General features: G+C 66.1%; 23 protein-coding genes and 1 tRNA gene. 15 read left to right on the top strand and 9 right to left on the bottom strand.

Going from position 1 to position 26816, the window contains the following annotated elements; genetic code table 11:
- Window positions 1-29: 29 nt before the first annotated feature.
- From ZRA01_RS03460 to ZRA01_RS03450, 3 genes are all read left to right on the top strand, one after another.
- Window positions 30-1931, top strand: a complete 1902-nt coding sequence (locus ZRA01_RS03460) for a histidine kinase (protein ID WP_141349357.1) — start codon at window positions 30-32, stop codon at window positions 1929-1931.
- On the top strand, window positions 1928-2602 hold the full coding sequence (gene narL / locus ZRA01_RS03455) for a two-component system response regulator NarL (RefSeq protein WP_141349356.1): 675 nt from the start codon (window positions 1928-1930) through the stop codon (window positions 2600-2602). Before ZRA01_RS03460 ends, narL begins: the two co-directional genes overlap by 4 nt.
- A 163-nt stretch (window positions 2603-2765) precedes the next feature.
- The gene (locus ZRA01_RS03450) at window positions 2766-4895 is read left to right on the top strand and encodes a carboxy terminal-processing peptidase (protein WP_170182895.1); all 2130 of its coding nucleotides are present in this window, start codon (window positions 2766-2768) and stop codon (window positions 4893-4895) included.
- A gap of 379 nt (window positions 4896-5274) precedes the next feature.
- On the opposite strand, the gene ZRA01_RS03445 is transcribed toward ZRA01_RS03450, so the two are convergent.
- The 3 genes from ZRA01_RS03445 to serS form a co-directional block, all read right to left on the bottom strand.
- Window positions 5275-5364: transfer RNA gene (locus ZRA01_RS03445), tRNA-Ser, on the bottom strand.
- A 46-nt stretch (window positions 5365-5410) separates the two neighbouring features.
- Complete coding sequence (locus ZRA01_RS03440; RefSeq protein ID WP_141349355.1) at window positions 5411-5773, bottom strand: carboxymuconolactone decarboxylase family protein; 363 nt, start codon at window positions 5771-5773, stop codon at window positions 5411-5413.
- Between the two features lie 91 nt (window positions 5774-5864).
- The gene (gene serS, locus ZRA01_RS03435) at window positions 5865-7151 is read right to left on the bottom strand and encodes a serine--tRNA ligase (protein ID WP_141349354.1); all 1287 of its coding nucleotides are present in this window, start codon (window positions 7149-7151) and stop codon (window positions 5865-5867) included.
- A 258-nt stretch (window positions 7152-7409) separates the two neighbouring features.
- Here serS and ZRA01_RS03430 point away from each other — a divergent pair, with 258 nt between their 5' ends.
- Window positions 7410-7673, top strand: a complete 264-nt coding sequence (locus ZRA01_RS03430; RefSeq protein ID WP_141349353.1) for a hypothetical protein — start codon at window positions 7410-7412, stop codon at window positions 7671-7673.
- Here ZRA01_RS03430 and ZRA01_RS03425 read toward each other — a convergent pair.
- The 4 genes from ZRA01_RS03425 to ZRA01_RS03410 all read right to left on the bottom strand — a co-directional run bounded on the left by ZRA01_RS03425 (window position 7645) and on the right by ZRA01_RS03410 (window position 12907).
- On the bottom strand, window positions 7645-8997 hold the full coding sequence (locus tag ZRA01_RS03425; RefSeq protein ID WP_141349352.1) for a replication-associated recombination protein A: 1353 nt from the start codon (window positions 8995-8997) through the stop codon (window positions 7645-7647). The two genes, ZRA01_RS03430 and ZRA01_RS03425, sit on opposite strands and share 29 nt — an antisense overlap.
- Window positions 8998-9006: 9 nt before the next feature.
- Window positions 9007-9639 carry an outer membrane lipoprotein chaperone LolA gene (lolA, locus tag ZRA01_RS03420; protein WP_307724335.1) on the bottom strand — a complete coding sequence of 211 codons (633 nt, stop codon included), beginning with the start codon at window positions 9637-9639 and terminating at the stop codon, window positions 9007-9009.
- Window positions 9636-12083: a DNA translocase FtsK gene (locus tag ZRA01_RS03415; RefSeq protein ID WP_141349351.1), complete on the bottom strand. Its 2448-nt coding sequence runs from the start codon at window positions 12081-12083 to the stop codon at window positions 9636-9638. Before ZRA01_RS03415 ends, lolA begins: the two co-directional genes overlap by 4 nt.
- 152 nt (window positions 12084-12235) lie before the next feature.
- Window positions 12236-12907 (bottom strand): Crp/Fnr family transcriptional regulator, encoded by a 672-nt coding sequence (locus ZRA01_RS03410; protein WP_141349350.1) that lies wholly within the window; start codon window positions 12905-12907, stop codon window positions 12236-12238.
- 218 nt (window positions 12908-13125) lie between these two features.
- Between ZRA01_RS03410 and trxB the strand changes: the two genes are divergently transcribed.
- The 6 genes from trxB to ZRA01_RS03380 all read left to right on the top strand — a co-directional run bounded on the left by trxB (window position 13126) and on the right by ZRA01_RS03380 (window position 20960).
- The gene (gene trxB, locus ZRA01_RS03405) at window positions 13126-14085 is read left to right on the top strand and encodes a thioredoxin-disulfide reductase (protein WP_141349349.1); all 960 of its coding nucleotides are present in this window, start codon (window positions 13126-13128) and stop codon (window positions 14083-14085) included.
- Window positions 14086-14155: 70 nt separating this feature from the next.
- The gene (locus tag ZRA01_RS03400; protein WP_141349348.1) at window positions 14156-15133 is read left to right on the top strand and encodes a Smr/MutS family protein; all 978 of its coding nucleotides are present in this window, start codon (window positions 14156-14158) and stop codon (window positions 15131-15133) included.
- Between the two features lie 219 nt (window positions 15134-15352).
- Window positions 15353-17311, top strand: a complete 1959-nt coding sequence (nosZ, locus tag ZRA01_RS03395; protein WP_141349347.1) for a TAT-dependent nitrous-oxide reductase — start codon at window positions 15353-15355, stop codon at window positions 17309-17311.
- A 115-nt stretch (window positions 17312-17426) separates the two neighbouring features.
- Window positions 17427-18221, top strand: a complete 795-nt coding sequence (locus ZRA01_RS03390; RefSeq protein WP_141349346.1) for a type IV pili methyl-accepting chemotaxis transducer N-terminal domain-containing protein — start codon at window positions 17427-17429, stop codon at window positions 18219-18221.
- A gap of 118 nt (window positions 18222-18339) precedes the next feature.
- A complete protein-coding gene (locus tag ZRA01_RS03385; RefSeq protein ID WP_141349345.1) occupies window positions 18340-20541 on the top strand; it encodes a NosR/NirI family protein in 2202 nt (733 codons plus the stop codon).
- On the top strand, window positions 20538-20960 hold the full coding sequence (locus ZRA01_RS03380) for a transcription regulator (RefSeq protein WP_141349344.1): 423 nt from the start codon (window positions 20538-20540) through the stop codon (window positions 20958-20960). The genes ZRA01_RS03385 and ZRA01_RS03380 overlap by 4 nt, the downstream gene beginning before the upstream one ends.
- Window positions 20961-20965: 5 nt before the next feature.
- On the opposite strand, the gene ZRA01_RS03375 is transcribed toward ZRA01_RS03380, so the two are convergent.
- On the bottom strand, window positions 20966-21469 hold the full coding sequence (locus ZRA01_RS03375; protein WP_141349343.1) for a LapA family protein: 504 nt from the start codon (window positions 21467-21469) through the stop codon (window positions 20966-20968).
- An 86-nt stretch (window positions 21470-21555) separates the two neighbouring features.
- Here ZRA01_RS03375 and arfB point away from each other — a divergent pair, with 86 nt between their 5' ends.
- Window positions 21556-21957, top strand: coding sequence for an alternative ribosome rescue aminoacyl-tRNA hydrolase ArfB (gene arfB / locus ZRA01_RS03370; protein WP_141349342.1), 402 nt, complete (start codon window positions 21556-21558; stop codon window positions 21955-21957).
- Window positions 21958-21993: 36 nt separating this feature from the next.
- Here arfB and ZRA01_RS03365 read toward each other — a convergent pair whose 3' ends face one another.
- Complete coding sequence (locus ZRA01_RS03365) at window positions 21994-22272, bottom strand: type II toxin-antitoxin system HicA family toxin (RefSeq protein ID WP_141349341.1); 279 nt, start codon at window positions 22270-22272, stop codon at window positions 21994-21996.
- Between the two features lie 161 nt (window positions 22273-22433).
- Here ZRA01_RS03365 and ZRA01_RS03360 point away from each other — a divergent pair, with 161 nt between their 5' ends.
- The 4 genes from ZRA01_RS03360 to ZRA01_RS03345 all read left to right on the top strand — a co-directional run bounded on the left by ZRA01_RS03360 (window position 22434) and on the right by ZRA01_RS03345 (window position 26756).
- Complete coding sequence (locus tag ZRA01_RS03360; protein ID WP_141349340.1) at window positions 22434-22736, top strand: monooxygenase; 303 nt, start codon at window positions 22434-22436, stop codon at window positions 22734-22736.
- A 91-nt stretch (window positions 22737-22827) separates the two neighbouring features.
- On the top strand, window positions 22828-24483 hold the full coding sequence (locus tag ZRA01_RS03355) for an ABC-F family ATP-binding cassette domain-containing protein (protein ID WP_141349339.1): 1656 nt from the start codon (window positions 22828-22830) through the stop codon (window positions 24481-24483).
- Between the two features lie 103 nt (window positions 24484-24586).
- Window positions 24587-25861: a nitrous oxide reductase family maturation protein NosD gene (locus ZRA01_RS03350; RefSeq protein WP_141349338.1), complete on the top strand. Its 1275-nt coding sequence runs from the start codon at window positions 24587-24589 to the stop codon at window positions 25859-25861.
- On the top strand, window positions 25842-26756 hold the full coding sequence (locus tag ZRA01_RS03345; protein ID WP_246093269.1) for an ABC transporter ATP-binding protein: 915 nt from the start codon (window positions 25842-25844) through the stop codon (window positions 26754-26756). The genes ZRA01_RS03350 and ZRA01_RS03345 overlap by 20 nt, the downstream gene beginning before the upstream one ends.
- The last annotated feature ends 60 nt before the right edge of the window (window positions 26757-26816 follow it).

The following is a 26816-nucleotide window of genomic DNA, read 5'->3' as shown; positions in this document are numbered from 1 at the left end:
CCGAACATCCCCGTCACGGAGAGCGCAGCGTGCCCCAGCCCAGCGAAAGCCCAACCCTCGCAGCCGAAGCCCGGCACGGGCCCGGCGGGCCGTCGGTGGTGCTGCGGCTGGGCGCCTGGATCGCGGCCATCGCCAGCCTGGCGATGGTGTCCATACTGGCCTCGATCACCGTCGCCGAGCTCTCCTCCGGTGAGGCCCGCGCCATCAACCTGGCCGGCTCGCTGCGCATGCAGTCATACCTGATCGACGCCATCATCAGCAGCCGCGATCACGCGGGCGACCTCCAGGCCATGGAGCAAGCCTTCGCCGAGTTCGAAGCCCGCTACCGTGACCCCGAGCTGCAGCGTGCCATCCCCCGCCAGGCCGGCGACCCCGTGCGCACGGCCTACAATGACGTCGGCGCCTGGTGGAGCGGGCGCTTCCGGGCGGCCGCCAGCCGCGCGATAAGCACGCCTCAGAACAGCATCTCGCTGCGCGCCGACACCGCCGAGATGGTGACCCGCATCGACCGCCTGGTGGCACTCGTCGAACAGGGGCTGGAGGCCAAGCTGCAGTGGCTGCGCCTCGTCCAGGGCATCTCTCTGGTCCTGCTGCTGGTTGTCGGCGCCGGCGCCGTCTTTCAGCTCAAGGCGCATCTCATCAAGCCCCTGGCGGATCTCCTCGATTCGGCGCACCGCGTACGCCGCGGCGACTTCAGCGTACGCGCCCCGGCGCGGGATGCCGACGAGCTCGGGCAGCTGGGCGAGGCCTTCAACTTCATGGTCGAGGACCTCTCCCGCAATTACGCCCAACTCGAGCAGCGCGTCCAGGAGAAGACCGAGGCACTCGCCCGCAGCAACCGTTCCCTCAACCTGCTCTACAGCACCACCCAGCGCCTGTCCGAACGGGCCGTCACCCACACCACGCTGCTCAACACGCTGCAGGACGTCGAACAGGTGATCGGCATCCGCTCGGGCGCGCTGTGCCTGGGCCGCAGCGACCAGCTCGCGATTCTCGGCGACCAGATCCAGGCCGCCGAGGTCGAGCGCCTGTGCCAGAGCGGCTGCCTGGGCTGCGACAGCGACAGCGGCCGGCTGCGCACCCTGCCGCAGGCCGATCCGTCGTCCGTCCGGGCGGTCGCCGTACCGCTCTTCGACGGCAGCCGCAGCCACGGCGCGATGCTCCTCGAGCAGGCCGACGGCACCGAGCTCTCGCCCTGGCAGGTCGAGCTGCTGGAAACCATCGGCCACCATATCGGCACCGCCCTCGCCGCCAGCCGGCGCAACGAGGAGAGCCACCGGCTGGCGCTCCTCGACGAGCGCTCGGTGATCGCCCGGGAGCTCCACGACTCCCTGGCGCAGGCGCTCTCCTATCTCAAGATCCAGGTCGCTCGCCTACAGAAGCTGCTCGGCCCGCAGCAATCCGAAACGGTGAACGAGGTGGTCGGCGAGCTCCGCGACGGCCTCAGCGAGGCCTACCGCCAGCTGCGCGAGCTGCTCACCACCTTCCGCCTGCGCATTGACGGGCGCGGCCTCAACGCCGCCATCGACGACACCGTGCAGGAGTTCCGCCGCCGCAGCGGCCTGGCGATCAGCCTCGACAACCACCTCGCCGGCCCCGAACTGGCGCCGGGCCGCGAGATCCACGTGCTGCAGATCATCCGCGAGGCACTCTCCAACATCGAACGCCACGCCCGCGCCACGCAGGTGCGGGTCAGCCTCGCCAACGACGGCCCGGCCCACATCAGGGCGCACGTGGAGGACGACGGCGTCGGCTTCGCGCAACAATCCCCACCGCTCAATCGCTACGGCCTCGTGATCATGCGCGACCGCGCCGAGAGCCTGGCCGGCGAACTCCAGATCAGCCCGCGGGAGGGCGGCGGTACGCAGGTCGTGCTGCGCTTCCCCGTCGCCCCGCCCGCTGAGGCAGCCCACTTCGAAGGAAAACCATGAACACCCGCGCACCCACTTCGGTGGTCATCATCGACGACCACCCCCTGTTCCGCAAAGGCGTCTCGCAGCTCCTGGCCCTCAACGACGAACTCCAGCTGATCGGCGAAGCCTCCAGCGGCGAAGAGGGCCTGGAGATCGCCCGGGCCCTCGAGCCCGACCTCATCCTCCTCGACCTCAACATGAAGGGCATGGGCGGCATCGAGACCCTGCGCGCCCTCCGCGAGGCCGACCTGGCCGCCCGCATCCTGATCCTCACCGTCTCCGACGCCGCCGACGACCTGGTCGCCGCGATCCGCGCCGGGGCCGACGGCTACCTGCTGAAGGACATGGAGCCAGAAGACCTCCTTGCCCGCATCGTCGAAGCCCTGCGCGGCCGCATCGTGATCACCGAGAGCCTGAGCGGCCTCCTCGCCCGCTCCCTGCGCGACGAAGCCCAGGCCGCCGAGCGCAGCCTCGCCCCGCTCACCGAGCGCGAGAAGGACATCCTCGGCTGCCTGGCCGGCGGGCTGTCGAACAAGCTCATCGCCCGCGATCTCAACATCGCCGAGGGCACCGTCAAGGTCCACATCAAGAACCTGCTCAAAAAACTCAAGTTCCGCTCCCGCCTCGAAGCCGCCGTGTGGGCCATCGAGCAGGGCCACCGCTCGCACGACCCGGGCAGCGCACGCTGAGCGCGTGATCCGGCACGCCGCGCGGCACGGGTTTGCAATAAACTCCTGATTTTTCCGCCCTCAAGCCAGACGTCGGCGAACCCCGCGGGGTTTTAGCTGTCCAGTACAGGGTCGGGAAGTAGCAGCCTCCCTTGCGGCGCGCCGAACGGCGTGGAGACATCGAGTGAAGAAACGAATCATCTGGACCGCCCTGGCCATCATCTGCGCCGGCCAAACCGCCGCACAAGACAGCCTCGGCGCCCCCCGCCTCGCCCCCACGGCCGACCAGGCCCAGACGGCCTACCTCAGCGCCCAGATCCTCGGGCGCTACCACTACAAGAGCGTGCCCCTCGACGACGCGATGTCGGAGAAGATCTTCGACCGTTATCTCAAGGCCCTCGACCCCGAACGCCTGTTCTTCACCCAGGCCGACGTCGACAGCTTCGCCGACGCCCGCACGCGCCTCGACGACGCGATCCTGAAGGGCAACCTCAGCGCGCCCTTCACCATCTTCCAGCGCTTCGAGCAGCGCGTCACCGAGCGCCTCACCGACGCCCGCGAGCTCCTCGCTCGCGACTTCGACTTCAGCGTCAAGGAAGGCTACCCCTACGCCCGCGATAAAGCCCCGTGGCCCAAGGACGACGCAGAGGTCCGCGACCTGTGGAGGAAGCGCGTCAAAAATGACTGGCTGCGCCTCAAGCTCGCCGGCAAGGACGATAAAGCCATCCGCGAGACCCTGGGCAAGCGCTACGACAACTACCTCGCCCGCGCCACCCGCAACAAGAGCGAAGACGTCTTCCAGGTGTTCATGAACGCCTACGCGATGTCGATCGAGCCCCACACCAACTACCTGGGGCGCAGCGCCTCCGACGATTTCGACATCTCGATGCGCCTCTCGCTGGTGGGTATCGGCGCGGTGCTGCAGGAGCGTGACGAATACATCACCATCCGCGAGCTCGTGCCCGGCGGGCCCGCCGCCCGCTCCGGCAAGCTCGCCGTGGGCGACCGCATCGTCGGCGTCGGCCAGGGTGACAGCCCGATCACCGACGTGGTCGGCTCCCGCGTGGACGAAGCCGTCAAGCTGATTCGCGGCACCAAAGATACCAAGGTCGTCCTCGACATCCTGCCCGCCGACGCCGGCCCCGACGGCAAGCACAAGCAGGTCAGCCTCGTCCGCGACAAGATCAAGCTCGAAGAGCAGGCCGCCAGCAAGTCGGTCATCAAGCTCGGCGAAGGCCTCACCGCCCGCCGGATCGGCGTCATCAAGCTGCCCGCCTTCTACGAAGATTTCGAAGGCCGCCGCCGCGGTGACAAGGAGTTCCGCAGCGCCAGCCGCGACGTGGCCCGCCTTGTAGACGAGCTGCGCAAGGACAAGGTCGACGGTCTCCTAATCGACCTGCGCAACAACGGCGGCGGCTCGCTGCGCGAGGCCGTCGAGCTCACCGGCCTCTTCATCGACAAGGGCCCGGTGGTGCAGCAGCGCCGGCCCGACGGCCAGATCGGCGTCGAGAGCGACGAGCGCGCCGGTGTGGCCTGGGACGGCCCGATGGCAGTGCTGATCAACCGCGCCTCCGCCTCCGCCTCCGAGATCTTCGCCGCTGCACTGCAGGATTACGGCCGCGCGCCCATCCTGGGCGAGGCAAGCTTCGGCAAGGGCACCGTCCAGACCATGATCGACCTGGACGAAGTCGCCAAGAACACCAAGCCCCGCTACGGCGACCTCAAGATGACCGTCGCCCAGTTCTTCCGCATCAACGGCGGCACCACCCAGCTCCGCGGCGTCGTGCCCGACATCGGCTTCCCGTCGGTGGCCGACAGTGAAAGCTTCGGTGAAGCCAGCTACGACAACGCCCTGCCCTGGGTGCAGATCGCCGCGGCAGACTACCGCATCGTCGGCAAACTCACCGACCGCGTGGCCGACCTGCAACGCCGCCACCAGGCCCGCGTCGGGAAGGACAAGGACTTCCAGCAGCTGCTCCAGGACGTCGCCGAGTTCAAGCGCCTGCGCGAAACCAAGACGCTGTCGCTCAACGAAGCCGAGCGCCGCAAGGAAAAGGAAAAACAGGAAGCCCGCCTCAAGGCCCGCGAAGGCATCAAGCTCGCCAGCCTCCAGGACGATGGCCTGCAAGCCAGCGAACGCAGCCTTGCCGCCGACCTCGCCGCCGAGAAAGCCCGCAAGAGCGCCAAGGACGTGCTCCTTACCGAGGCCGCCCGCATCGTCGCCGACGCGGCCGACCTATCCGCCGGTCGCACCCAGATCGCCATGCGCGACCGGGTCGAGATCACCGGCAACAAGGGCCAGAGCACGCGCTGAGGCACTTGTGCCCGGGGTGACCCGCGCCAGTCGAATCCCCGCGCGGGCACGCCGAAGCCCGCAGACGCTGCGATGCACCTTTGCTGACGGTGCTTTCGCAGCGCGCAGGCCTGTCCTAATCTATCGCTCGCTGGGCTTGGGCCAAAGCCTGGGCAACTCGCTTCTGCGGATTTCGACGGACACCAGATGTGACCCATTGAACTCTGCGAGATAGAGTCGCTCGCCTGGGTCAGGAGAGAAAGAAAGCTGCGTTCGCCACCGCTAAATGGCGGGAAGGCGGAGCAAGGCCAAATCACGACTCACATCGGCACCCCTGCTTCCTCGCGTCCAGCGAGTCAACGCAGAAACGCCCCTTGCGGGGCGTTTCTGTTTGAAGCAATGGCGGAAAGGGTGAGATTCGAACTCACGGTACGCCTAAACGTACACCGGATTTCGAGTCCGGCGCATTCGACCACTCTGCCACCTTTCCGCTCGAAGCTCAGCATTATATATACCGCAGCCGAAAAATCAAGCTTTTATGCAGGCTTTGCGGTGCGCGACGTAAATTCGTCGTAGGCACGCACGGCTTCTGCCGCATACATGAGGCTCGGGCCGCCGCCCATGTAGGTGCAGATGCCCAGGGTTTCCATGAGTTGCTCGCGGGTGACACCCAGCCGGATCAAGGCTTTCACGTGGAAACCGATGCAGCCGTCACAGCGGGCCGACACACCGATGGCGAGGGCGATGAGCTCTTTCTCGAGGGCCGTCAATGCGCCCTCCTTCATCGCCTCCTTGGCCATGGTGCCAAACCCCTTCATCGTGTCGGGGATTTCTGCGCGCAGGGCTTCCATACCCTTGGAAAGATCGGACGTGATCTGGACGAAGGACTTGCTGCTCATGGTGACGGCTCCTTTTATTAGAGACTTCTAATATACACGACCGCCCGCCTCGTGAAAACCGGGCAGCCTGCAAACTACCCAGCATTTTTGCTCAGTTCAGCGCCTTGAGTTCGGTGACGCCGCCCATGTAGGGCACCAGCACCGCCGGCACGCGCACCGAACCATCGGCCTGCTGGTAGTTCTCGAGGACGGCAACGAGGGTACGCCCCACCGCCAGGCCGGAACCGTTGAGGGTCGCAAGGGTTTCGTTCTTGCCCTGGGCGTTCTTGAAGCGGGCCTGCATGCGGCGGGCCTGGAAGCCGTCGAAGCAGGAGCAGGAGGAGATCTCACGGTAGGTATTCTGGGCCGGCAGCCAGACTTCAAGGTCGTAGGTCTTGGCGGCCGAGAAGCCCATGTCGCCCGAGCACAGCACGATCTTGCGGTAAGGCAGCTCGAGCTTCTGCAGGATGGCCTCGGCATGGCCGGTGAGCTCTTCGAGAGCCTCCCAGGCCTTCTCGGGCTGCTCGATGCGGACGAGCTCGACCTTGTCGAACTGATGCTGGCGGATCATCCCCCGGGTGTCCTTGCCGTAGCTGCCCGCCTCGGAACGGAAGCACGGGGTGTGGGCGACAAACTTGAGGGGCAGCGCATCGAGGGGGACGATCTCATCGCGCACGATGTTGGTGACGGGCACCTCGGCGGTCGGAATCAGGTAGAACTTGCCCCCATCGGGCTTGGGCACCGAGAAGAGGTCTTCCTCGAACTTGGGCAGCTGGCCGGTGCCGAACATGCTGGCGGCGTTGACCATGTAGGGCGTGTAGAGCTCGGTGTAGCCGTGCTCGGCGGTGTGGACATCAAGCATGAACTGGGCGAGTGCGCGGTGCAGACGGGCCAGGCCACCCTTCATCAGCGTGAAGCGCGCACCGGAGATCTTGACGGCGGTCTCGAAATCGAGCCCACCCAGGCGGCCGCCGATGTCCACGTGGTCGCGCACCTCGAAATCGAAGCTGGGCGGCGTGCCCCAGCGGCTGACCTCCACGTTGTCTTCTTCGGAGCGCCCCGCCGGCACGCTCTCGTGGGGCAGGTTGGGCAGGCCCGCAACGAAGCCGTTGAAACGCTCGAGGAGCTCGGCCAGCGCGGCCTCGTTGGCCTTGAGCTCGTCACCGATGCCGGCCACCTCGGCCAGCACGGCGGAGGCGTCTTCGCCCTTGCCCTTCAGCTGGCCCACCTGCTTGGAGAGCGCGTTGCGGCGGGCCTGGAGTTCCTGGGTGCGGGTCTGGCGGGTCTTGCGCTCGTCTTCGAGGGCCTGGAAGGCCACGACATCAAGGCTCATCCCCCGGGTGGCGAGGCGCTCGGCAACGAAATCCAGGCGGGCGCGCAACAATTGAACATCAAGCATGTCTATCCTTCATCGAATCGAAAAACGGCACCATCAATCTGCCAGGGCGTGCTGGCCGGCTTTCATGGTCCGGGCGTTTCAGTTATATTGCAGTGCAGCATTGCAGCACCGGTCTTTTTAGCAACAACAATCAAGATCAGAAATGCGATAGCCCGCGACAGATCAAACTCTTCTTGATTTGCCTGATTCACAGTCCAAAATCAAACTAAGGTGCCCGTAGATGGTGCCATCTGAACCGATTCATTAAGGAGACCACCCATGTTGTCCATTCGCGACTGTCTGGATTACTGCGACCTCACCGATGAGGACGTCGCCATCATCGCTGAGCACCACGACATCCCCGAAGCGGCGGCCGCACAGATCGCCTGCGGGCTGGTGCAGAGCCGGGAAGGCACGTTGATGCTCACCCAGTTCATGCTCGACCTCGTGGACCATGCCGAAGAACGCGGCGATCGCGCTCGCGCCAAGCGCTTCCGTGACGCCTGTGCCCGCTTCATTGCGAGCCATCCGGTTTCCCATTAAGGCCTGAGCGGGCTGCGTGGGCCTCGGCCAGCCGGTCGAGTTCGCGCAGCCTCTCGAGTTTCTCGGCAATCCTGGCCTCCAGCCCGCGGGCCACGGGTTCATACCAACCGGGCCTTCCCATCCCTTCCGGCAGATAACTCTCCCCCGCAGCGTAGCCGTCGGGCTCGTCATGGGCGTAGCGATACGCCTTGCCGTAGCCCAGGTTCTTCATGAGCTTGGTCGGCGCGTTGCGCAGATGAATGGGCACCGGCCGCGAGACGTCATTGGCCACAAACTTGCGGGCCGCATTATACGCCTTGTAAACCGCGTTCGATTTGGCCGCACAGGCCAGGAAGATGGCCGCCTGGGCCAGCGCCAGCTCGCCCTCGGGCGAGCCCAGACGCTCGTAGGTGGAACAGGCATTCAGGCAGATCTCCAGGGCCCGCGGGTCGGCAAGGCCGATGTCCTCGACGGCCATGCGCACCAGCCGGCGGCCCAGGTAAAGGGGCTCCGCACCGCCATCCAGCATCCGGCACAACCAGTACAGGGCGGCGTCCGGGTCGGAGCCGCGCACCGATTTGTGCAGCGCCGAGATCTGGTCATAGAAAGCCTCGCCACCCTTGTCGAAACGCCGCAGGTTGCGCGACAGCGCCTCGTCGATGAAGGCCGGCGTGACCGGATTGATGCCTGCTGTTGTCGCGGCCGTGTGCACCTGCTCGAGCAGATTGAGAAGCCGCCGGGCATCGCCGTCGGCAAAGCCAGTCAGGCGGTCGCGCGCATCGGCCTCGAAGGCCAGGTCTGGGCAGGCGAAGGCGCGGGCCCGCTCGAAGAGCTCGGCCAGTTCGTCGGCAGAGAGCGGCTGCAGCACATACACCGCCGCCCGCGACAGCAGCGCCGAATTGACCTCGAAGGACGGGTTCTCGGTGGTCGCGCCGACCAGCGTCACCAGGCCCTGCTCGACGTAGGGCAGAAAAGCGTCCTGCTGAGCCTTGTTGAAGCGATGGACTTCGTCCACGAAAAGAATCGTGTGACGCCCGCGGGCCCGCGCGGCCTCTGCCTTGGCGACGGCCTCGCGGATGTCCTTGACCCCCGAAAACACCGCCGACAACGCGGAAAACTCGGCGTCGAAGGCGCTCGCCATGAGCCGGGCGAGCGTCGTCTTGCCAACACCCGGCGGCCCCCACAGGATCATCGAATGCAGCTTGCCCGACTGAAAGGCCAGCGCCAGGGGCTTGCCCGGGCCTAGCAGGTGCTTCTGGCCGATGACTTCGGATATCGCGCGCGGCCGCATGGCCTCGGCCAACGGGAGGCGCGGCGATTCGGGCGCGTCGAAGAGGTCGGCCATGGCGCCCGCTCAGTCGCCCACCACGTCGGCGCCCTTGGGCGGCACGAAGCGGAACTGGGCCGGGTCGATGGCAGGATTGCGCTCCATCTGGCCAAACTGCAGCGCGGTGGTCTGGCCAAAGTTGTCGTGGAGAACCATCGCCTTCAACTGACCACCGGCAAAACCCATTCGGATACGCTCGAAGCTGCTGTCTTCGGCCTTGGGTGTCGCCTCGACCCATTCGAGGCCGTCGGCGCTGCCGGCGTCCTTGAGCACGAAGTTCTTGTCGAGGGAGTTGTCGCCGGCCAGGATCGCCGCCGGCGTGCTGCCAAGGGCCTGGCCGAGCTTCTTGGTGGTGACCTGATTGAGCTCCTGGTCCCAGGCCCACAGCTTGCTACCATCGCCCACCAGAAGCTGAGCATAGGGCTTCTCGTAAACCCAGCGGAACTTGCCGGGCCGGGAAAACGCAAAGGTGCCGCTGGCCTGCTGGGGCTTGCGGCCAGACTTGGAGAACACCTGCTGGGAAAAAGCCCCCCGCGCGCTGCGGGTGCCGTCCATGAACTGGCGCAACTGCGCCAGGGCGTCAGCGTGGGCCGACCCCGCAGCCAGCAGCAGCGTCAGGGCCAGTGCTCTCAGGGTGTGCTTGGGTGTGCGGCGCATCATTCTCCTTCCCGGGGCGGGGTGACGACCTCCCGGTTGCCATTGGCGCCCATCGGCGTGACGAGGCCGGAACGCTCCATCTGTTCGATCAGGCGCGCCGCGCGGTTGTAACCGATGCGCAGGTGGCGCTGGACGAGGGAAATCGACGGCCGGCGGGTCTTGACCACGATCTCGACGGCCTGGTCATAGAGCGGATCGGCTTCACTGCCCTCGCCCCCTTCGCTGGCCATCAGGTCGCCGCCCTCCTCTTCCGCGCCCACCAGGATGCCCTCGATGTAGTCGGCCTGGCCGGTGGACTTGAGAAACTCGACCACCTTATGCACCTCGTGGTCGGCCACGAAGGCGCCGTGGACGCGGGTCGGCAGGCCGGTGCCCGGCGCCAGGTAGAGCATGTCGCCCATGCCCAGCAGGGCCTCGGCGCCCATCTGGTCAAGGATGGTGCGGGAGTCGATCTTGCTCGACACCTGGAAGGCCATGCGGGTCGGGATGTTGGCCTTGATGAGGCCGGTGATCACGTCCACGCTGGGGCGCTGGGTGGCCAGGATGAGGTGGATGCCGGCGGCCCGGGCTTTCTGGGCCAGGCGGGCGATGAGCTCCTCGATCTTCTTGCCGACCACCATCATCAGGTCGGCCAGCTCGTCGATGACCACCACGATGTAGGGAAGCTTCTCTAGGGGCTCGGGGCTGTCCGGAGTGATCGAGAACGGGTTCTTGAGCGGCGCCTCGGCCTTGATGGCATCCGCCACGGCCTTGTTGTAGCCGGCCAGGTTGCGCACGCCGAGGGCCGACATCAGCTTGTAGCGCTTCTCCATCTCGGCCACGCACCAGTTGAGCGCGTTGGCGGCGTGCTTCATGTCTGTGACGACCGGCGCCAGCAGGTGCGGGATGCCCTCGTAGATCGACAGCTCGAGCATCTTCGGGTCAACGAGGATCAGGCGCACGTCGGATGGCTCGGACTTGTAGAGCAGCGACAAGATCATCGCGTTGATGCCCACCGACTTGCCGGAGCCCGTGGTGCCAGCCACCAGCAGGTGGGGGGTTTTCGCGATGTCGGCCACCACCGGCTGGCCGCCGATGTCCTTGCCCAGCGCCACGGTAAGGGGCGAGTGCATGTCGTGGTAGGCGCGGGAGCCGAGGATCTCGCTGAGGCGCACCGTCTGGCGCTTGGGGTTGGGCAGCTCGAGGGCCATGCAGGCCTTGCCCGGCACCGTCTCGACGACCCGGATGCTCATCACCGACAGCGCGCGGGCCAGGTCCTTGACCAGGTTGACCACCTGGCTGCCCTTCACGCCCACCGCGGGCTCGATCTCGAAACGGGTGATCACCGGGCCCGGGTAGGCCGCCAGCACCTTCACCTCGACGCCGAAGTCGGCCAGCTTGCGCTCGATGAGGCGCGAGGTGAATTCGAGGGTTTCGGGGGAAGGCGGCTCGACATCGTGGGCGGGCTCGTCAAGCAAGGCCAACGGCGGCAACGGGCCCTCGGCCATGTCGACAAACAGCGCTGCCTGGCGCTCCCTGTGCGCTCGTATGGATTGTTCAACCTCGACCACCGCCGGCTCGATACGCACGGGCCTCTCGATCTCGGCCACCGCCGGCTCAGCACGCATCGGCCTCTCGATCTCGGCGACTGCCGGCTCGGCGCGCGGGGGCTTCGGACGCAAGATGGGCGGCTCTTCGTCATCGACTGCGGCAGCGACGTCGGCGAAGCCCGGCTCGAGGCGCTCGGCAAAGGCAGGGGCCATGGCCTCATCCTTCTTGCGCTTGGTTTCGACGACGGCTTCGCGCTTCTCGGCGACTTCACGCCCGACCCGACGGTCTTCCCAGGTCTGGACGCCACGGTTGCCGACGCCCCACAGCTTTTCGAGGCCGGTGCCCAGCAGCTCGGACGCCTCCAGCCAGCTCACCCCCGAAAAGAGGCTGAGACCGCCGGCCAGCAGGCCGAGCAGCAGCAGGGTTCCGCCGGTGAAACCGAGGTACTGGAAGACCACGTTGCCCAACTCGATCCCGATCAGACCACCGGGCTCCAGGGGCAGATTGGCCTTCATGGAGTAGAAGCGCATGGCCTCCAGCCCGCTACTGGCCAGCAGCACCGTCACAAAACCGAGGACGACGACCAGGATGGAGCGATGATCGGCGCCAAAACGCTTCTGCAGTCGCCGAAACCCCACCGCCAGCCCCAGCCCGAGAAAGGCCACCCACCACCAGGCCGAGAGCCCGAACAGGTAGAGCAGCAGGTCGGAGAGCCAGGCACCGAAGCGGCCGCCGGGGTTGGCCACCCGGTCGACCAGCACCGCGTGGGACCAGCCTGGATCCGCCTTCGAATAGCCAAAAAGAATCATCGCCACATACAGGGCGAGCACGCCCAGCAGCAGCCAGCGGGCTTCCTGGAGGAGGCTGGCGATTTTCTCGGGCAGGGGTGGCGGGCGGGTCGAGGGGCGATTGAGCATGGGAGAAGCAGCGATACGCGGTGCGGAGCGATACAAAAACAAAAAGCGCGGCATGGCACCGCGCCTTTCATTATAAACCAGGGATTCCCATCACCCCCGGCGCTCGAGTCAGAGACTTGTAAGGCTTTGCGAGCCGCTCAGCGGCTCAGTGATCAGATGTCGTAGATCTTCTCACGCAGGATGACGCCGCCGTCGGTCTCCTCGATCAGGCCACGCAGGCCGAGATCCTTCATGACCCGGCTGACCATCTCGCGGGAAGCGCCGATCATCTTGGCGATATCCTGCTTCGAAACCTTCTTGCGGACCACCTTCAGCCCGTCGACCTCTTCGGACATCTCGAGGAGCAGACGCGCCACCCGGCCGTACACATCCATCAGCGCGAGGCTTTCGATCTTGCGATCGGCGTCGCGCAGGCGGCGGGTGAGGTTGCACATCACGTGCCAGGCGAGTTCGAAGTTGTCCTGCATCAGGCGCTTGAAATCGGTCTTGGCGATCGTGACGAGGTCGGAGGGCGACACCGCGACGACGGACGCCGAGCGCGGGCTGTCATCGAGGACGCCCATCTCGCCGAACATCTCGCCCTGCCCCAGAATGGTCAGGATCACTTCACGCCCATCCTCGTCGCTCACCATCACCTTGAGGTTGCCGGTCAAAACGAAGTAGACGAAGTCGGTGCGGTCACCCTCATGTACCACCGCGGCCCCCCGGGGAACCCGTCGCATCATCGCGCAGCGCGCAACGGCAGCCAGCCGGTCATCGCCCAGACCCTGGAAAATGGGAAACGTCCGCAGGGCAATCGTGGACACGGAGCTGGTAACGGTCATAGGCCTCTCCTGAGCAAAACGCTAAATTGGTTCTTGGCAACGTGACGAAGATGTCATGGCCTAACAACGGTCAAGTATAAAGCAAACTTGAGGGACGCCAAATGACAGACGGGCGAACCGGGCACTAACAGCCCCCATCAGCGCATTTCGGCGGCTCCCCCGGCCGAGGCGCCGTATAATCCCAACCCCAGCTCCAGACTTCAGAGAGACCCAGACCGATGACCACCCGCCACATCAAGCTGCTCATCCTCGGTTCCGGCCCCGCCGGCTACAGCGCAGCGGTCTATGCCGCCCGCGCCAACCTGAACCCCGTGCTCATCACCGGCATCGCCCAGGGCGGCCAGCTGATGACCACCACCGAAGTGGACAACTGGCCGGCCGACGCCGACGGCGTGCAGGGCCCCGAGCTGATGGCGCGCTTCGAAAAACACGCGCTGCGCTTCAACACCGAGATGATCTTCGACCACATCCACACCACCCACCTGGCCGAAAAGCCGATCCGCCTGGTGGGCGATGCGGGCGAATACACCTGCGACGCGCTGATCATCGCCACCGGCGCCAGCGCCCAGTATCTGGGCCTGCCGTCCGAAGAGGCCTTCTCCGGCAAGGGCGTGTCGGCCTGCGCGACCTGCGACGGCTTCTTCTACCGCAACCAGGAAGTCTCGGTGATCGGTGGCGGCAACACCGCCGTCGAAGAGGCGCTCTACCTCGCCAACATCGCCAGCAAGGTCACGCTGGTGCACCGCCGCGACAAGTTCAAGGCCGAGCGCATCCTCGTGGATAAGGTCATGGAGAAGGTCGCCGCCGGCAAGATCGTTCTCGAGCTCGACTCGACCCTCGAAGAAGTCCTGGGCGACAACACCGGTGTCACCGGCATGCGCATCAAGAACGTCAAGACGGGCGCCTCCAAGGACATCGAGCTGAAGGGCGTGTTCATCGCCATCGGCCACAAGCCCAACACCGACATCTTCGCGGGCCAGCTCGAGATGGAAGGCGGCTACATCGTCACCAAGGGCGGCCGTCACGGCGACGCCACCGCCACCAGCGTGCGCGGCGTTTTTGCGGCCGGCGACGTGCAGGACCACATCTACCGCCAGGCCGTCACCAGCGCCGGTACCGGCTGCATGGCCGCCCTCGACGCGGAGCGCTACCTGGACAGCCTCGGCCTGGCCGGCTGAGGCATATCGCAAGACCCAGGCGGACCGGGCTTCCCGGTCCGTTTTCATTCATTCCCTCGCATCGCACGCCATGGGCAAGGACAAGCACGCCAGAGGCCTTGAGGCCCTCAAGAGCCTGAAGAACCGCGTTCCGGCGGCGGCCCCGTCACGCCCGAAGATCATCGTGCCACCAGCTCCGGCCGAGCCCGACGACGCCACCCTGTTCCGCCGTGAGGTGGCGCGTGTCCAGCCCCTCAAGGCCGACGACCACGCCGAGCTCGCCCGCCCCCGGCCGGTTCCGCTGCCCCGCCCTAAAACCATCGAGATCGAACCCGAAGCCCCGCGGCGCCCGGTTCGGATCGACGAGAACGACCCGGTCGCGGTGTTCCGCGCCGCCCTCGGCGACATCACCCCGATCAAGGATTTCCACCGGGTCGACCTGAGCGTCCAGCGCCAGCAGGCCAGCAGCCAGATCCGCGCCATGAGCCAGACCGAGCCCCCCGTGGCCCGCATTGATGCCGAGCAGCTGCACGACCCGGTGGCCTTGTTCCGCCACGTGGCCGGCGAGGTCGCCCCGCTCAAGGACCGCAACCTGGCCGCAGTAGAGCGCCCGCTGCCCGCCCCGCTGCCCCGCAAGCGCGAAGAGGACGAGCGTGAGGTGCTGCGCGAGGCCCTCGAAAGCCCGCTGACCTTCGAAGACCGCCTCGACACCGGCGACGAAGCCGCCTACCTCCGGGTCGGGCTGCCCCGCCGGGTGCTCACCGACCTGCGCCGCGGGCGCTGGGTGGTGCAGGGCGAACTCGACCTGCACGGCCTCACCCGCGACGAAGCCCGCAGCAGCCTCGCCCATTTCATCGCCCTGTCCCTGCAGCAGGGCCGTCGCTGCCTGCGCGTGATCCACGGCAAGGGCCACGGCTCGCCCGGGCGCCTGCCGGTGCTCAAGCACCTCTCCCGCGGCTGGCTGGCCCAGCGCGAAGACATCCTCGCCTTCTGCCAGGCCCGCCCCCACGACGGCGGCGAGGGCGCACTGCTGGTGCTGCTGCAGGCCGCCAGCGCCGCCCGGCCCTGAGGCCGCTGACGCCAGCTACCGGCGTGCAGACCCGCACCACGGGTCACATTCTTGCCCCCGGTCAATTTTTTTCGACCGACATCGGCTTATTGTCCGCTGCGACAGATTGTCGCAGGGGCAAAGTGTCGCAGCCCAACCGCTTCCCCCCTGCTTCGTCTTGGAACGCCGCTGCAAAAGGCGGCATGGACGCTTTCGGCCCAGGGATAAGGGAGAGCAATAATGAGCAACGAAGACATCAAGCACGACGACCAGAACCTCGTTCCGGGCCGTCGCAAGTTCCTGAACACCGCCGCGCTGGCCGGCCTCGCCGGCGCGGGCCTGTCGGTCGGCCTGTCCTCCTGCAAGCAGGAAGCCGCTCCGCCAGCCGCCGCGCCTGCGGGCGCCCCGGCCGCACCCGCTGCCGCTGCCCATGGCGCCGCCGGAGATCTCAACCTGCACCCGGCCCCGGGCCAACTCGACACCTACTATGGCGTGTGGTCCGGCGGCCACTCGGGCGAAGTGCGCGTCCTCGGCCTGCCGTCCGGCCGCGAGATCAAGCGCGTGCCGACCTTCAACATCGACTGCATGAGCGGCTGGGGCATCACCAACGAGTCGAAGGCCATCATCGGCACCAAGGCCGACGGCAGCCTGAAGTACAAGACCGGCGACACCCACCACATCCACGGCTCCTACGTCGATGGCACCTACGACGGCAAGTACTTCTTTGTGAACGACAAGATCCACGGCCGCATCGCGCGGATCCGCGGCGACATCTTCGAATGCGACAAGATCACCGAGATCCCGAACATCCAGGGCTTCCACGGCATCTTCCCGGACAAGCGCGACCCGGTCGATCAGGCCATCAACCACACCACCCGCGTTTTCTGCGGCAACGAGTTCCACATCCCGCACCCCAACGACGGGCGTGATGCGGACGACCCGACCAAGTACAAGACGCTGTTCACCTGCGTCGATTCCGAGACCATGGAAGTGCGCTGGCAGTGCCGCGTCGACGGCAACATGGACCTCGTCGCCACCTCCTACAACGGCCGCCTGGCCGCCGCCAACCAGTACAACACCGAAGGCGGCGCCAAGTACGAGGACATGATGTCCGCCGAGAAGGACGCCTGCGTGTTCTTCGACGTGGGCCGCATAGAGAAAGCCATCAAGGATGGCAAGTTCGTCACCATCGGCGACAGCAAGGTGCCCGTGGTGGATGGCACCAAGGAAGCCAACAAGGATCCGAAGACCGCCCTCACCTGCTACGTTCCGGTTCCCAAGAACCCCCACGGCGTCAATGCCAGCCCGGACGGCAAGTACTTCATCTGCTCCGGCAAGCTGTCGCCCACCGCCACCGTCATCGAACTGACCAAGGTCGAGGAGTTCCTCGACGGCAAGCTCGACGACGTCAACAAGAGCATCGTCGCCGAAGTGGAGATCGGCCTCGGCCCCCTGCACACCACGTTCGACGGCCGCGGCAACGCCTTCACCACCCTGTTCCTCGACAGCCAGATCGTCAAATGGAACATCGACGCCGCGATCAAGTTCCACGCTGGCGACAAGAACGTCAAGTACGTGGTCGACCGCATCGACGTGCATTACCAGCCGGGCCACATCAGCACCGACATGGGCGAAACCAAGGAAGCCGGTGGCCAGTTCCTCGCCGTGGGCTGCAAGTTCTCGAAGGACCGCTTCCTGCCGGTCGGCCCGCTGCACCCCGAGAACGAACAGCTCATCGACATCCGCGGCGAAAAGATGGTGATGCTGGCCGATCACCCGGTCTACCCCGAGCCCCACGACTTCGTCATCGTCAAGCGCGACAAGATCAAGACCCGCCAGGTCTTCAACGTCGATGACTTCCCCAACGCCGTCAAGGACGCCAAGGATTCCGGCGTCTTCCGCGAGGGCAACAAGGTCACCGTCAAGCTGGTCTCCCAGGCCCCGGCCTACAGCCTGCGCGACTTCAAGCTCAAGAAGGGTGACGAAGTCACGATCATCCTCACCAACCTCGACAAGGTGGAAGACCTCACCCACGGCTTCGCGATTCCGAAGTACGACATCAACTTCATCGTGAACCCCCAGGAAACCAAGTCGGTCACCTTCAAGGCCGACAAGCCGGGTGTGTACTGGTGCTACTGCACGCACTTCTGCCACGCGCTGCACCTCGAGATGCGCACCCGCATGATCGTCGAGAAGTAATCGGCACCCAGCAACACGTCGATAAATGAAGAAGTAGTTGGGGGAGGCGCTTGCGTCTCCCCGCTTTTTTTCAAGCTGCTGCCGGCCTCTGGCAGCGCTAGCCCGGAGCCCTCCGATGCGTCTCGCCACCAACCTCGCCGCGGCACTGACCGCAAGTTTTCTCATCCTTGCCACCAGCCCCGCTGCACTGGCCAGCACCCACGAGACCACCGCCGACCTCGCCGAACAGAGCCGCATGCTCGCCCCCCGCGCCACCAAGGCCTATCTGATGGTGCAGCAAGGAATAAACCCAGAGACTGGCCGCCGGCTGCTCGCCGAATCCGTATCGCGCCTCGACCAGAACCTCGCCGCCCTGCGCTCTGCCAAGCTGGACGATACCGCCCACGCCAAGCTGAGCGCCGTTGAGACCCGCTGGAGCAGCGTACGCGCCCGCCTCACCGCCGCCCCCGATGCCACCGGCGCCAAGGCCCTCTACGACGACACCGAAGCCCTGCAGACGGCCACCCAGCACCTTGCGATGGCCATCAACAGCACCGGCTCCGAGGACGCCCGCCGGCTCACCCTGCCCGCCCGGATGCGCCTCCTGTCCCAGCGCATCGGCATGTTCTACCTCTACCGCGACAGCGGCCTCATGACCCCGAACGCACCGACGATGGAGCTCAGCTACGCACGCAGCGAGTTCTCCGCCAACCTCGTGCGGATCCGCCGCAACGATGCCCTGCCGGCCGACACTCGCCGGGCCGTGGAAGCCCTCAACCAGGTCTGGTCCGACTACGACGGAGCCGCCGGCAAGCCGGGTACACCGGGCGAGCTGAAGAAGAACGCCCCCGCCGTGATGGAGATGAGCGAACAGGTGCTGGGCGCCACCGAGAAGCTCGTCGTCAGCCTGCTCGGCCCGGCGCGCCCCTGAACTCCGGCGGTGCTGCGCGGCACGTCGCACCGCCAATTTTTGGTGCTTGACCCAGCTTAAGGACACCGCCCCCGAGCCATATCAGAATTTCACGAAACGCTGATTCATCGGAGCCCCCATGAAGTCCCCCCTCCTCTCCCATCTGCGCCGGCTGTATCGGCAAGGTGCCGCCCTGCTCGCCGGCCTCGCCCTGGCGGGTGCCAGCCTCGCCGACACCTACGAGGTCAAGCTTCCGCCGGAGCTGTCGAGTTCGCCCAGGATGTGCGACTACGCGCCCTGCAAGGACGTGATGCCCGGCGCCACCTCGTTCTCCGAGCGCAAGGGCCAGCCGCCCTACGTCGAGGCCTACGCCGACGAAGCCGGCCAGAAGAAGCTCCTCGGCTACGTGATGCTGTCCACCGACATCACCGACATCCCCGCCTACTCGGGCAAGCCGGTGGTCACCCTGATCGGCATGGACACCGCCGGCAAGTTCTCCGGGGTCAAGATCCTCAAGCACTCCGAGCCCATCCTGCTGCTCGGCATCCCCGAATCGGCGCTGATCAAGTTCAATAACCAGTACCTCGGCAAGTTCGTCGGCGACAACATCGAGATCGGCAGGTCGCGGCCCGAGGAAAACCTCATCGGCCTCGACGCCATCACCGGTGCCACCGTCACCGTCATCGCCCAGAACCAGGTCATGATGCTGTCCGGCGGCGAGGTGGCCAAGCAGGTCGGCATCCTCAAGCCCGTGGTCCGGCCCCAGGCCAAGTTCCCGCCGGCCACCACCACGCCCGGCTGGGCCCAGCTCGTCGAGGACGGCAGCGTGCAACGCCTCACCGTCAAGCCCGAAGAGGTCGGCCTCAAGAACGACGGCCGGCCCTACATGGACCTCTGGTTCGGCTATCTGAACCAGCCCACCGTCGGCCAGGCCATCCTCGGCAAGGACGGCTACGCCGGCCTGATGAGCCGCCTGAAGGAGGGCGAGCACGCCATCTTCATCATCAAGACGGCCGGCATGGACTCGTTCAAGGGTTCCGGCTTCGTGCGCGGTGGCATTTACGACCGGGTGCAGGTACGCCAGGGCGGCGACTCCTTCACCTTCCGCGACCTCGACTACCTCAACCTGTGGGGCGTCTCGGCGGCCGGCGCACCGGCCTTTGACGAATCGGCGATCTTCATCATCCGCGGCAAGAGCTTCTCGGGGGCCTTCCCCTGGAAGCTGGTCTTCCTGGGCAACAAGATCGACAAGGAAACCGCCGCCAAGACCTTCGCCAACTTCGACCGCGAATACTGGCTCGCCGACGCCTACCTCGAAGGCGGCCGCCCGAAGATCGTCAAGCCCGACCCGACCTGGCTCAAGGTGTGGAAGGACAAGGCCGTCGACATCGGCATCTTCGTCACGCTGCTGCTGGTGATCTCGGCTGCCTACGCCAGCCGCGACAAGCTGGTCCGCCGCTCGAGCCGCCACAACAAGTGGCCGGTAAACGCCTTCAAGTACACCGGCTGGGTGGTGAGCATCGGCTTCGTCGGCTTCTACGCGATGGCCCAGCCGTCGATCACCCAGGTGCTCACCTGGTTCCACAGCCTGCTGTTCCAGTGGAAATGGGAGCTCTTCCTGTCGGATCCGCTGATCTTCATCTTCTGGATCTTCATCATCGTCACGGTGTTCATCTGGGGCCGCGGACTCTTCTGCGGCTGGATGTGCCCCTTCGGCTCGCTCTCCGAGCTGCTCTACAAGCTCGGCAGCGCGGTCGGCCTCAAGCGCTTCCAGACCCACCTGCCCCAGGCCCTCCACGACAAGCTCAAGTGGCTCAAGTACGCCATCTTCTTCGGGCTGCTGGCGGTGTCGTTCTTCAGCATGGGCCTGGCCGAAAAGCTCGCCGAGGTCGAACCTTTCAAGACCACCTTCCTGGTCGGCATCCTCAACCGCAGCTGGCCCTACAGCCTGTTCGCGGCGGGCCTGCTGGGCATCTCGATCTTCATCGAGCGGCCCTTCTGCAAATACCTGTGCCCCCTCGGCGCCGCGCTGGCGATGCCCACCACCTTCCGGTGGTTCGGCCTCAAGCGCAAGGACGAATGCACCAGCTGCAAGGCCTGCGCCAAGGGCTGCGGCTCGCTGGCCATCGACACCAAGGGCAACATCGACCAGCGCGAATGCATGCTGTGCCTCGACTGCATGGTGCTGTACTACGACGACCACGCCTGCCCGCCCCTGGCCCAGGAACGCAAGCGCCGCGACAAGGCCGGCCAGCCCCTCACGGCCATCAACGGCAAGGGCTACTTCATCCCCATCAAGCCCGTCCCGATGGACAAGAAACCCCAAGGAGCCCAGGCATGACCATCGCCGACCGCAACGAACTGCGCCAGCCCGCCTACGGTGACGCCAGCGGCCCCGCCTGGCTGCTGGCCGAGCTGCGCGACCACCTGTGGCCCTGGGCCGGCAAGGGCCAGCCCGCCAAAAAGGCCATCCAGGGCGCCGGCTTTGCGATCGCCATCGCCGCCACGGTGGCGTGGGTGATGGCGGCCCTCGGCCATCTGTCGGCCGGGGCGATTATCGGCTGGTGGTTCGGCTGGAGCGTGTTTGAGGTATTCGTCCGGATAGACGCCAAGCCCTACGTGAAGGAAGGCCCCTGGTGGGGCCGCCTGTACCGCCGGGCCACGCTGATGGACATGCTGTGCTACGTGAGCTTCAAGAACCTGCTGATCGGCGCGGCGCTGTTCATCGGCCTCAAAACCGCGGGCATCCTGCAGGTCTGAGGCCGTCAGCGCCTATCGACGGGCAGCACGCTGGCCTTCTCGAGCCGGTCCTCCAGCTCGCCGATGTGCGCGGCGAGGCCATTGCCCGACTGCTCGATCAACACCCGCAAGCCCTGCTCGAGCCGCTCCATGCGCTCGAGCACGGCCGCCTGGGAAGCCCCCGAATCCCCCTTCTGCGCGCCCCGCCCCGCAAACTCGGCCTCGAGGAAGCTGCGTAGCTCGGTGAAGCGCGACGCCTCGGCCTGGTCGGCCAGATCCCGGCTGGCCCGGATCTCCTTGGCCTGGCGGCGGGTTTCGAGCAGCACCGACGTTTGCAGGAAGAGCACGAACACCAGAAACAGCGCGGTGATCGCCAGCAGCAGCCCCAGCATCACCAGCCCCAGGGGCATCTTCACCATGCCCACCCCCAGGCTCAGATCGACAGGGGTGATGACCGCCCCCCAGTTCAGCGTCACGAAAGCCGCCGTACCGGCCAGGACAAGCAACAACAACACGATTGCGACTCTCATCTCTATCAACCCTCCCGAAACCGATTCGTCACGACACCCCGGCCACGGCGCTGCCGCACACCGCAAGCCTGCGTTAAAGTGCAGCCATGCATCCCGCCCACCCCATCGCTGAAGACGAAGTGGAATTCACCGCCATCCGCGCCCAGGGCGCCGGTGGCCAGAACGTCAACAAGGTCTCCAGCGCAGCCCATCTGCGCTTCGACATCCATGCCTCGAGCCTGCCCGAGGCCGTGCGTGAACGCCTGCTCGCGCTGGGCGATCAGCGTATCAGCAAAAATGGCGTGATCATCATCAAGGCCCAGGAACACCGCAGCCTCGAGAAGAACCGCGCCGAAGCCCTGCGCAGGCTGCAAGAGCTGGTGGATGCCGCCTCACACGTACAAAAGGCCCGCCGCCCCACCCGGCCCAGCCGCGGCGCCGTCACCCGCCGCCTCGACGGCAAGGCCCGCCGCAGCGCCATCAAGGCCGGGCGCGGCCGGGTCGAGTAAACACCGCAACAAAAGCACGACCGGCCGGCGCCACGCTCACTTCCGCTCCTCGTCGTACTTCGACAGACTGACCCCCGCCCCCGCCAGACACTCCCGCAGGTGCTTGATCTCCTGCTTGGCGAACTCGTTGCCGTGGTGGGGGTGATGCACGAAGAACTCGTGGCGATTGAGCAGGATGCGGAACCGGGCGCCATGCCCGGGCTCGACCGTCGCCCCCAGGTGGGTGAGCAGGGACTCGACCTCGCGCCACTGGATGTTGCTGCTGACCGGGTCACGGAAGATCGCTTCAAGAACATGCCGGTGCTTGTTGCTCATGACGTTTGCTCCCTTTGATTGTCCCCGTCATTCTTGCACTACCGGCGCCCCATGGGTATGCCCGATGCCACAAATGACAAGGCCCCCGCGGCAGGTTTTGCCAAACCCGGGGCGCGGGCGTAGCCTCCGGGCAATAGCCCATCAACCAGAAAGGTCTTTCCATGTCCGTCCTCCTGCAAGTCGACTTCCCGTTCGCCGGCCCCTGGGGCGAGGCGATGACCGAAGCCCTCCGGGGCCTCGCCGAATCCATCGCCAATGAGCCCGGCCTGATCTGGAAGATCTGGACCGAAAACCCGGCCACCGCCGAGGCTGGCGGCATCTACCTGTTTGCCGATCGCGCCAGCGCCGAGGCCTACCTCGCGATGCACACCGCCCGCCTCACAGGCTTCGGCATCCCCCGCGTGAATGGCAAGATCTTCGACGTCAACCCCGCGCTCTCGGCCATCGACCGGGCGCCGCTCTGAGCACGGCTGGCCGCGCAGCCAGCCAAATATTCGTGGGCGCCGGCCCCCCCGACGGCTATCATGCGCGGCCTTCCTGCAGCCATCTTCGCCCATGATCACCCTCAAGAACGTCACCCTCCGCCGCGGTGCCAAAGTGCTGCTCGAACGCAGCTCCGTCACCCTCAACCCCGGCGAGAAGGTCGGCCTGGTGGGGCGCAACGGCGCCGGCAAGTCGTCCCTGTTCGGGCTGTTCAACGGCAGCCTGCACGAAGACGGTGGTGACTATTCGATCCCCGGCCACTGGCGCATGGCCCAGGTGGCGCAGGACATGCCCGAAACAACCCAGAGCGCCACCGACTTCGTGATCGAAGGCGACTCCGTGCTGCTGGCCGCGCAACAAGAAGTCGCCGCCGCCGAAGCCAGCGACGACGGCATGCGCATGGCCCACGCCTACATGGAGCTCCACGACGCCGGCGCCCACGATGCCGAAGCCCGCGCCCAGGCCCTGGTGCTCGGCCTCGGCTTCAAGGTGTCGGAGCTGTCGCAACCGGTAAACAGCTTCTCGGGCGGCTGGCGGATGCGCCTGCAGCTGGCCCGCGCGCTGATGTGCCCGTCCGACCTGCTGCTCCTCGACGAACCCACCAACCACCTGGATCTCGACGCCCTGGTCTGGCTCGAAGCCTGGCTCAAGCGCTACACCGGCACCCTCATCGTGATCAGCCACGACCGGGAGTTCCTCGACGCCATCACCAACGTGACGCTGCACATCGACAACGCTCGGTTGGTGCGCTACGGCGGCAACTACAGCACTTTTGAAGACATGCGCGCCGAGCAGATGCTGCTGCAGCAGGCTGCCGTCGCCAAGCAGGCCGACAAGATCGCCCACCTCAAGAAGTTCATAGACCGCTTCAAGGCCAAGGCCAGCAAAGCCAAGCAGGCCCAGAGCCGGGTCAAGGCGCTGGAGCGGATGGAGAAGATCGCGCCGGTGCTGGCCGATGCCGAGTTCAACTTCGAGTTCCAGGAGCCCGCCAACCTGCCCAATCCCATGCTCGCGATGGTCGATGTGGCTGCCGGCTACCCGCCCGCCGCCGACGCCCCGGCCGGCGCGCCGCCCACCGTCATCGTGCGCAACATCAACCGCTCGGTGCATGCAGGCCAGCGCATCGGCATCCTCGGCGCCAACGGCCAGGGCAAATCCACCCTGGTCAAGACCATCGCCCGCACGCTGGCGCCGGTGAGCGGTGAGATCACCGAAGGCAAGGGCCTCAACATCGGCTACTTCGCCCAGCAGGAGCTCGACGTGCTGCGCCCCGAGGACACCCCGATGGAGCACATGATCCGCCTCGCCAAGGACACCATCGCCGCCGGCAAGAGCGGCTGGGTGGCCGGCCGCGAGCAGGACCTGCGCGGCTTCCTCGGCACCTTCAACTTCAGCGGCGACATGGTCAAGCAGCCGGTGGGCACCATGAGCGGCGGCGAGAAGGCTCGCCTCGTGCTGTGCATGATCGTCTGGCAGCGCCCCAACCTGCTGCTGCTCGACGAACCGACCAACCACCTCGACCTCTCCACCCGTGAAGCCCTCAGCGTCGCCCTCAACGAGTTCGAGGGCACCGTTATGCTGGTCAGCCACGACCGCGCCCTGCTCCGCGCCGTCTGCGACGAGTTCTGGCTGGTCACCCGCGGCGGCATCGAGCCCTTCGACGGCGACCTCGACGACTACCAGCGTTTTCTCCTCAACGAGGCCAAGCGAGCCAGGGACGCCGCCTGAGCCCGGGAGCCAAGGTGCGCACGGCCGCCAAATTCACATGAATCAAGGCCCGCTGCGGCATTTCGCCGCACACTGTTGCACATTCAGATCTCGCCCTGCCCCCATGCAACGACGCAGCTTTAGCCACCTCGCCTCCATTGCCGCTCTTTTCGCGGCCGTGACGGGCTGTGCCCACGGCGCCGAGTGGCAGGTGAAACCGGGTGAGTCGATCCAGGCCGCCATTGTTCAGGCCGCCCCCGGCGACACCATCCGGGTCGCCCGCGGCCACTATCCCGAAAACCTGCGCATCGAAAAACCTGTCAAGCTCATCGGCGTCGATCGCCCGACCGTGGATGGCCGCGGCAAGGGCGACACGGTGCGCATCGTCGCCACCGACGTGAGCTTCGAGGGCTTCATCGTCGCCGACTCCGGCGGCGACCTGGGCGCCCAGAACGCCGGCGTTTACATCCAGCCCGGCGCCCACCGGGCCCGTGTCATCCGCTGCGACTTCAGCTACACCCTGTTCGGCCTGTGGATCGAAAAGGCCGACGACGTGCTGATCGAGAACAACCTCATCACCGGCAAGCGCGATTTCGACTCCTCCCAGCGGGGCAACGGCATCCAGCTCTACAACACCACCGGCGCGCGCATTATCGGCAACAACATCAGCTTCGTACGCGATGCGATCTACGTGGACGTCTCCCACAAGGCGATCTTCCGCGGCAACAAGATGCACCACAGCCGCTACGGCACCCACTACATGAACTCCTACCACAACCTGTGGGAGGACAACGACACCTTCCTCAACCGGGGCGGCCTGGCCCTGATGGAGGTGCGCGACCAGGTGGTGCGCAACAACCGCGCCTGGGGCAACTCCGACCACGGCATCATGCTGCGCACCATCCAGGACGCGGTGGTCGAGAACAACGTGGTGGCCGGCAACGCCCGCGGCTTCTTCATCTACGACGCCGAATACAACACCCTGCGCGGCAACCTGGTGGTCGATAACCAGGTCGGCGTGCATTTGTGGGCGGGATCGACGCGCAACGTCGTCGAACGCAACGACTTCATCTCGAACCGGGAGCAGATCAAGTACGTGGCCTCCCGCGACGAGCCCTGGGGCGTCAAGGAAGGCAACCACTGGAGCAACTACGTGGGCTGGGACCGCAACGGCGACGGCCTGGGCGACGTGCCCTACGAGGCCAACGACATGGTCGACCGCCTCTCGTGGCGCCACCCGATGGTCAAGCTGCTGATCGCCAGCCCGGCCATTCAAACCCTGCGCCTCATCGCCCAGCAGTTTCCGCTGCTACGCGCCCCCAGCATCGTGGACAAGAACCCACGCATGCGCCCCGACCATTCCGACTGGAGAAACTGGCTTGGCAAGCACTATCGTTGAAGCCCGCGGGGTGACCAAGGATTTCGGCACCGTTCAGGCCGTCAGAGGTGTCGACCTGTCGATCGCCCCCGGCGAACTCTTCGGCCTGATCGGCCACAACGGCGCCGGCAAGAGCACGCTGTTCAAGATGATGCTCGGCCTGATCCCCATCACCTCCGGCGAGATCCGCCTCGACGGCGAACCGGTAAATGGCCCGCGCTTCAGGGAAACCCGGCGCAAGATCGGCTATCTACCCGAAAACGTGGTGCTCTACGACAACCTCACGGGTCTCGAGACGCTCTACTTCTTCGCCGACCTGAAAGCTGTGCCGCGTCGCGAATGTGCCGGCCTGCTCGACAAGGTGGGTCTCTCCCACGCCGCCGGTCGCCGCGTGCGGGAGTACTCCAAAGGCATGCGCCAGCGTCTCGGCTTTGCGCAGGCCCTGCTCGGCACGCCGCGGCTGCTGTTCCTCGACGAGCCCACCACCGGCCTCGACCCGGGCGCCATCCGCGACTTCTACCGCATCCTGCGCGAACTCAAGGGCGAGGGCGTGACGATGGTGCTCACCTCCCACATCCTCGCCGAGATCCAGGAGCGGGTCGACCGCCTCGCCGTCATGGAGGGCGGCCTGATCCGCGCCACCGGCACCGTGCAGGCGCTCCGTGAGGCAATGAATCTGCCGCTGACCCTCGAGATCGCCGGCGGCGCCGGCCTCGCCGAACAGGTCGGCCGCGTGCTCGAAGGCATCGCCATCGAAAGCATCGAGGAGGCCGGCAGCGTGCTGCACATCTGCCTCCCCCGCGAAGCCAAGATGCCCGCCCTGGCACGGCTCGCCACCCTCGGCGACACCATGCGCGACCTGCGCGTACGCGAACCGTCCCTCGAGGACGTGTTCTTCGGATACCGCAATGGATGATGGGTAATGGGTAGCGGGGAATGGGAAGTCGGAAACCCACCCCCAATACCCACCTCCCAC

The organism is Zoogloea ramigera, from assembly GCF_006539865.1.
In the GTDB taxonomy this organism is placed as follows: Bacteria; Pseudomonadota; Gammaproteobacteria; order Burkholderiales; family Rhodocyclaceae; genus Zoogloea; species Zoogloea ramigera.
Note: the sequence above shows the minus strand (reverse complement) of the source record. Positions and strands in the feature narration are given on the sequence as shown.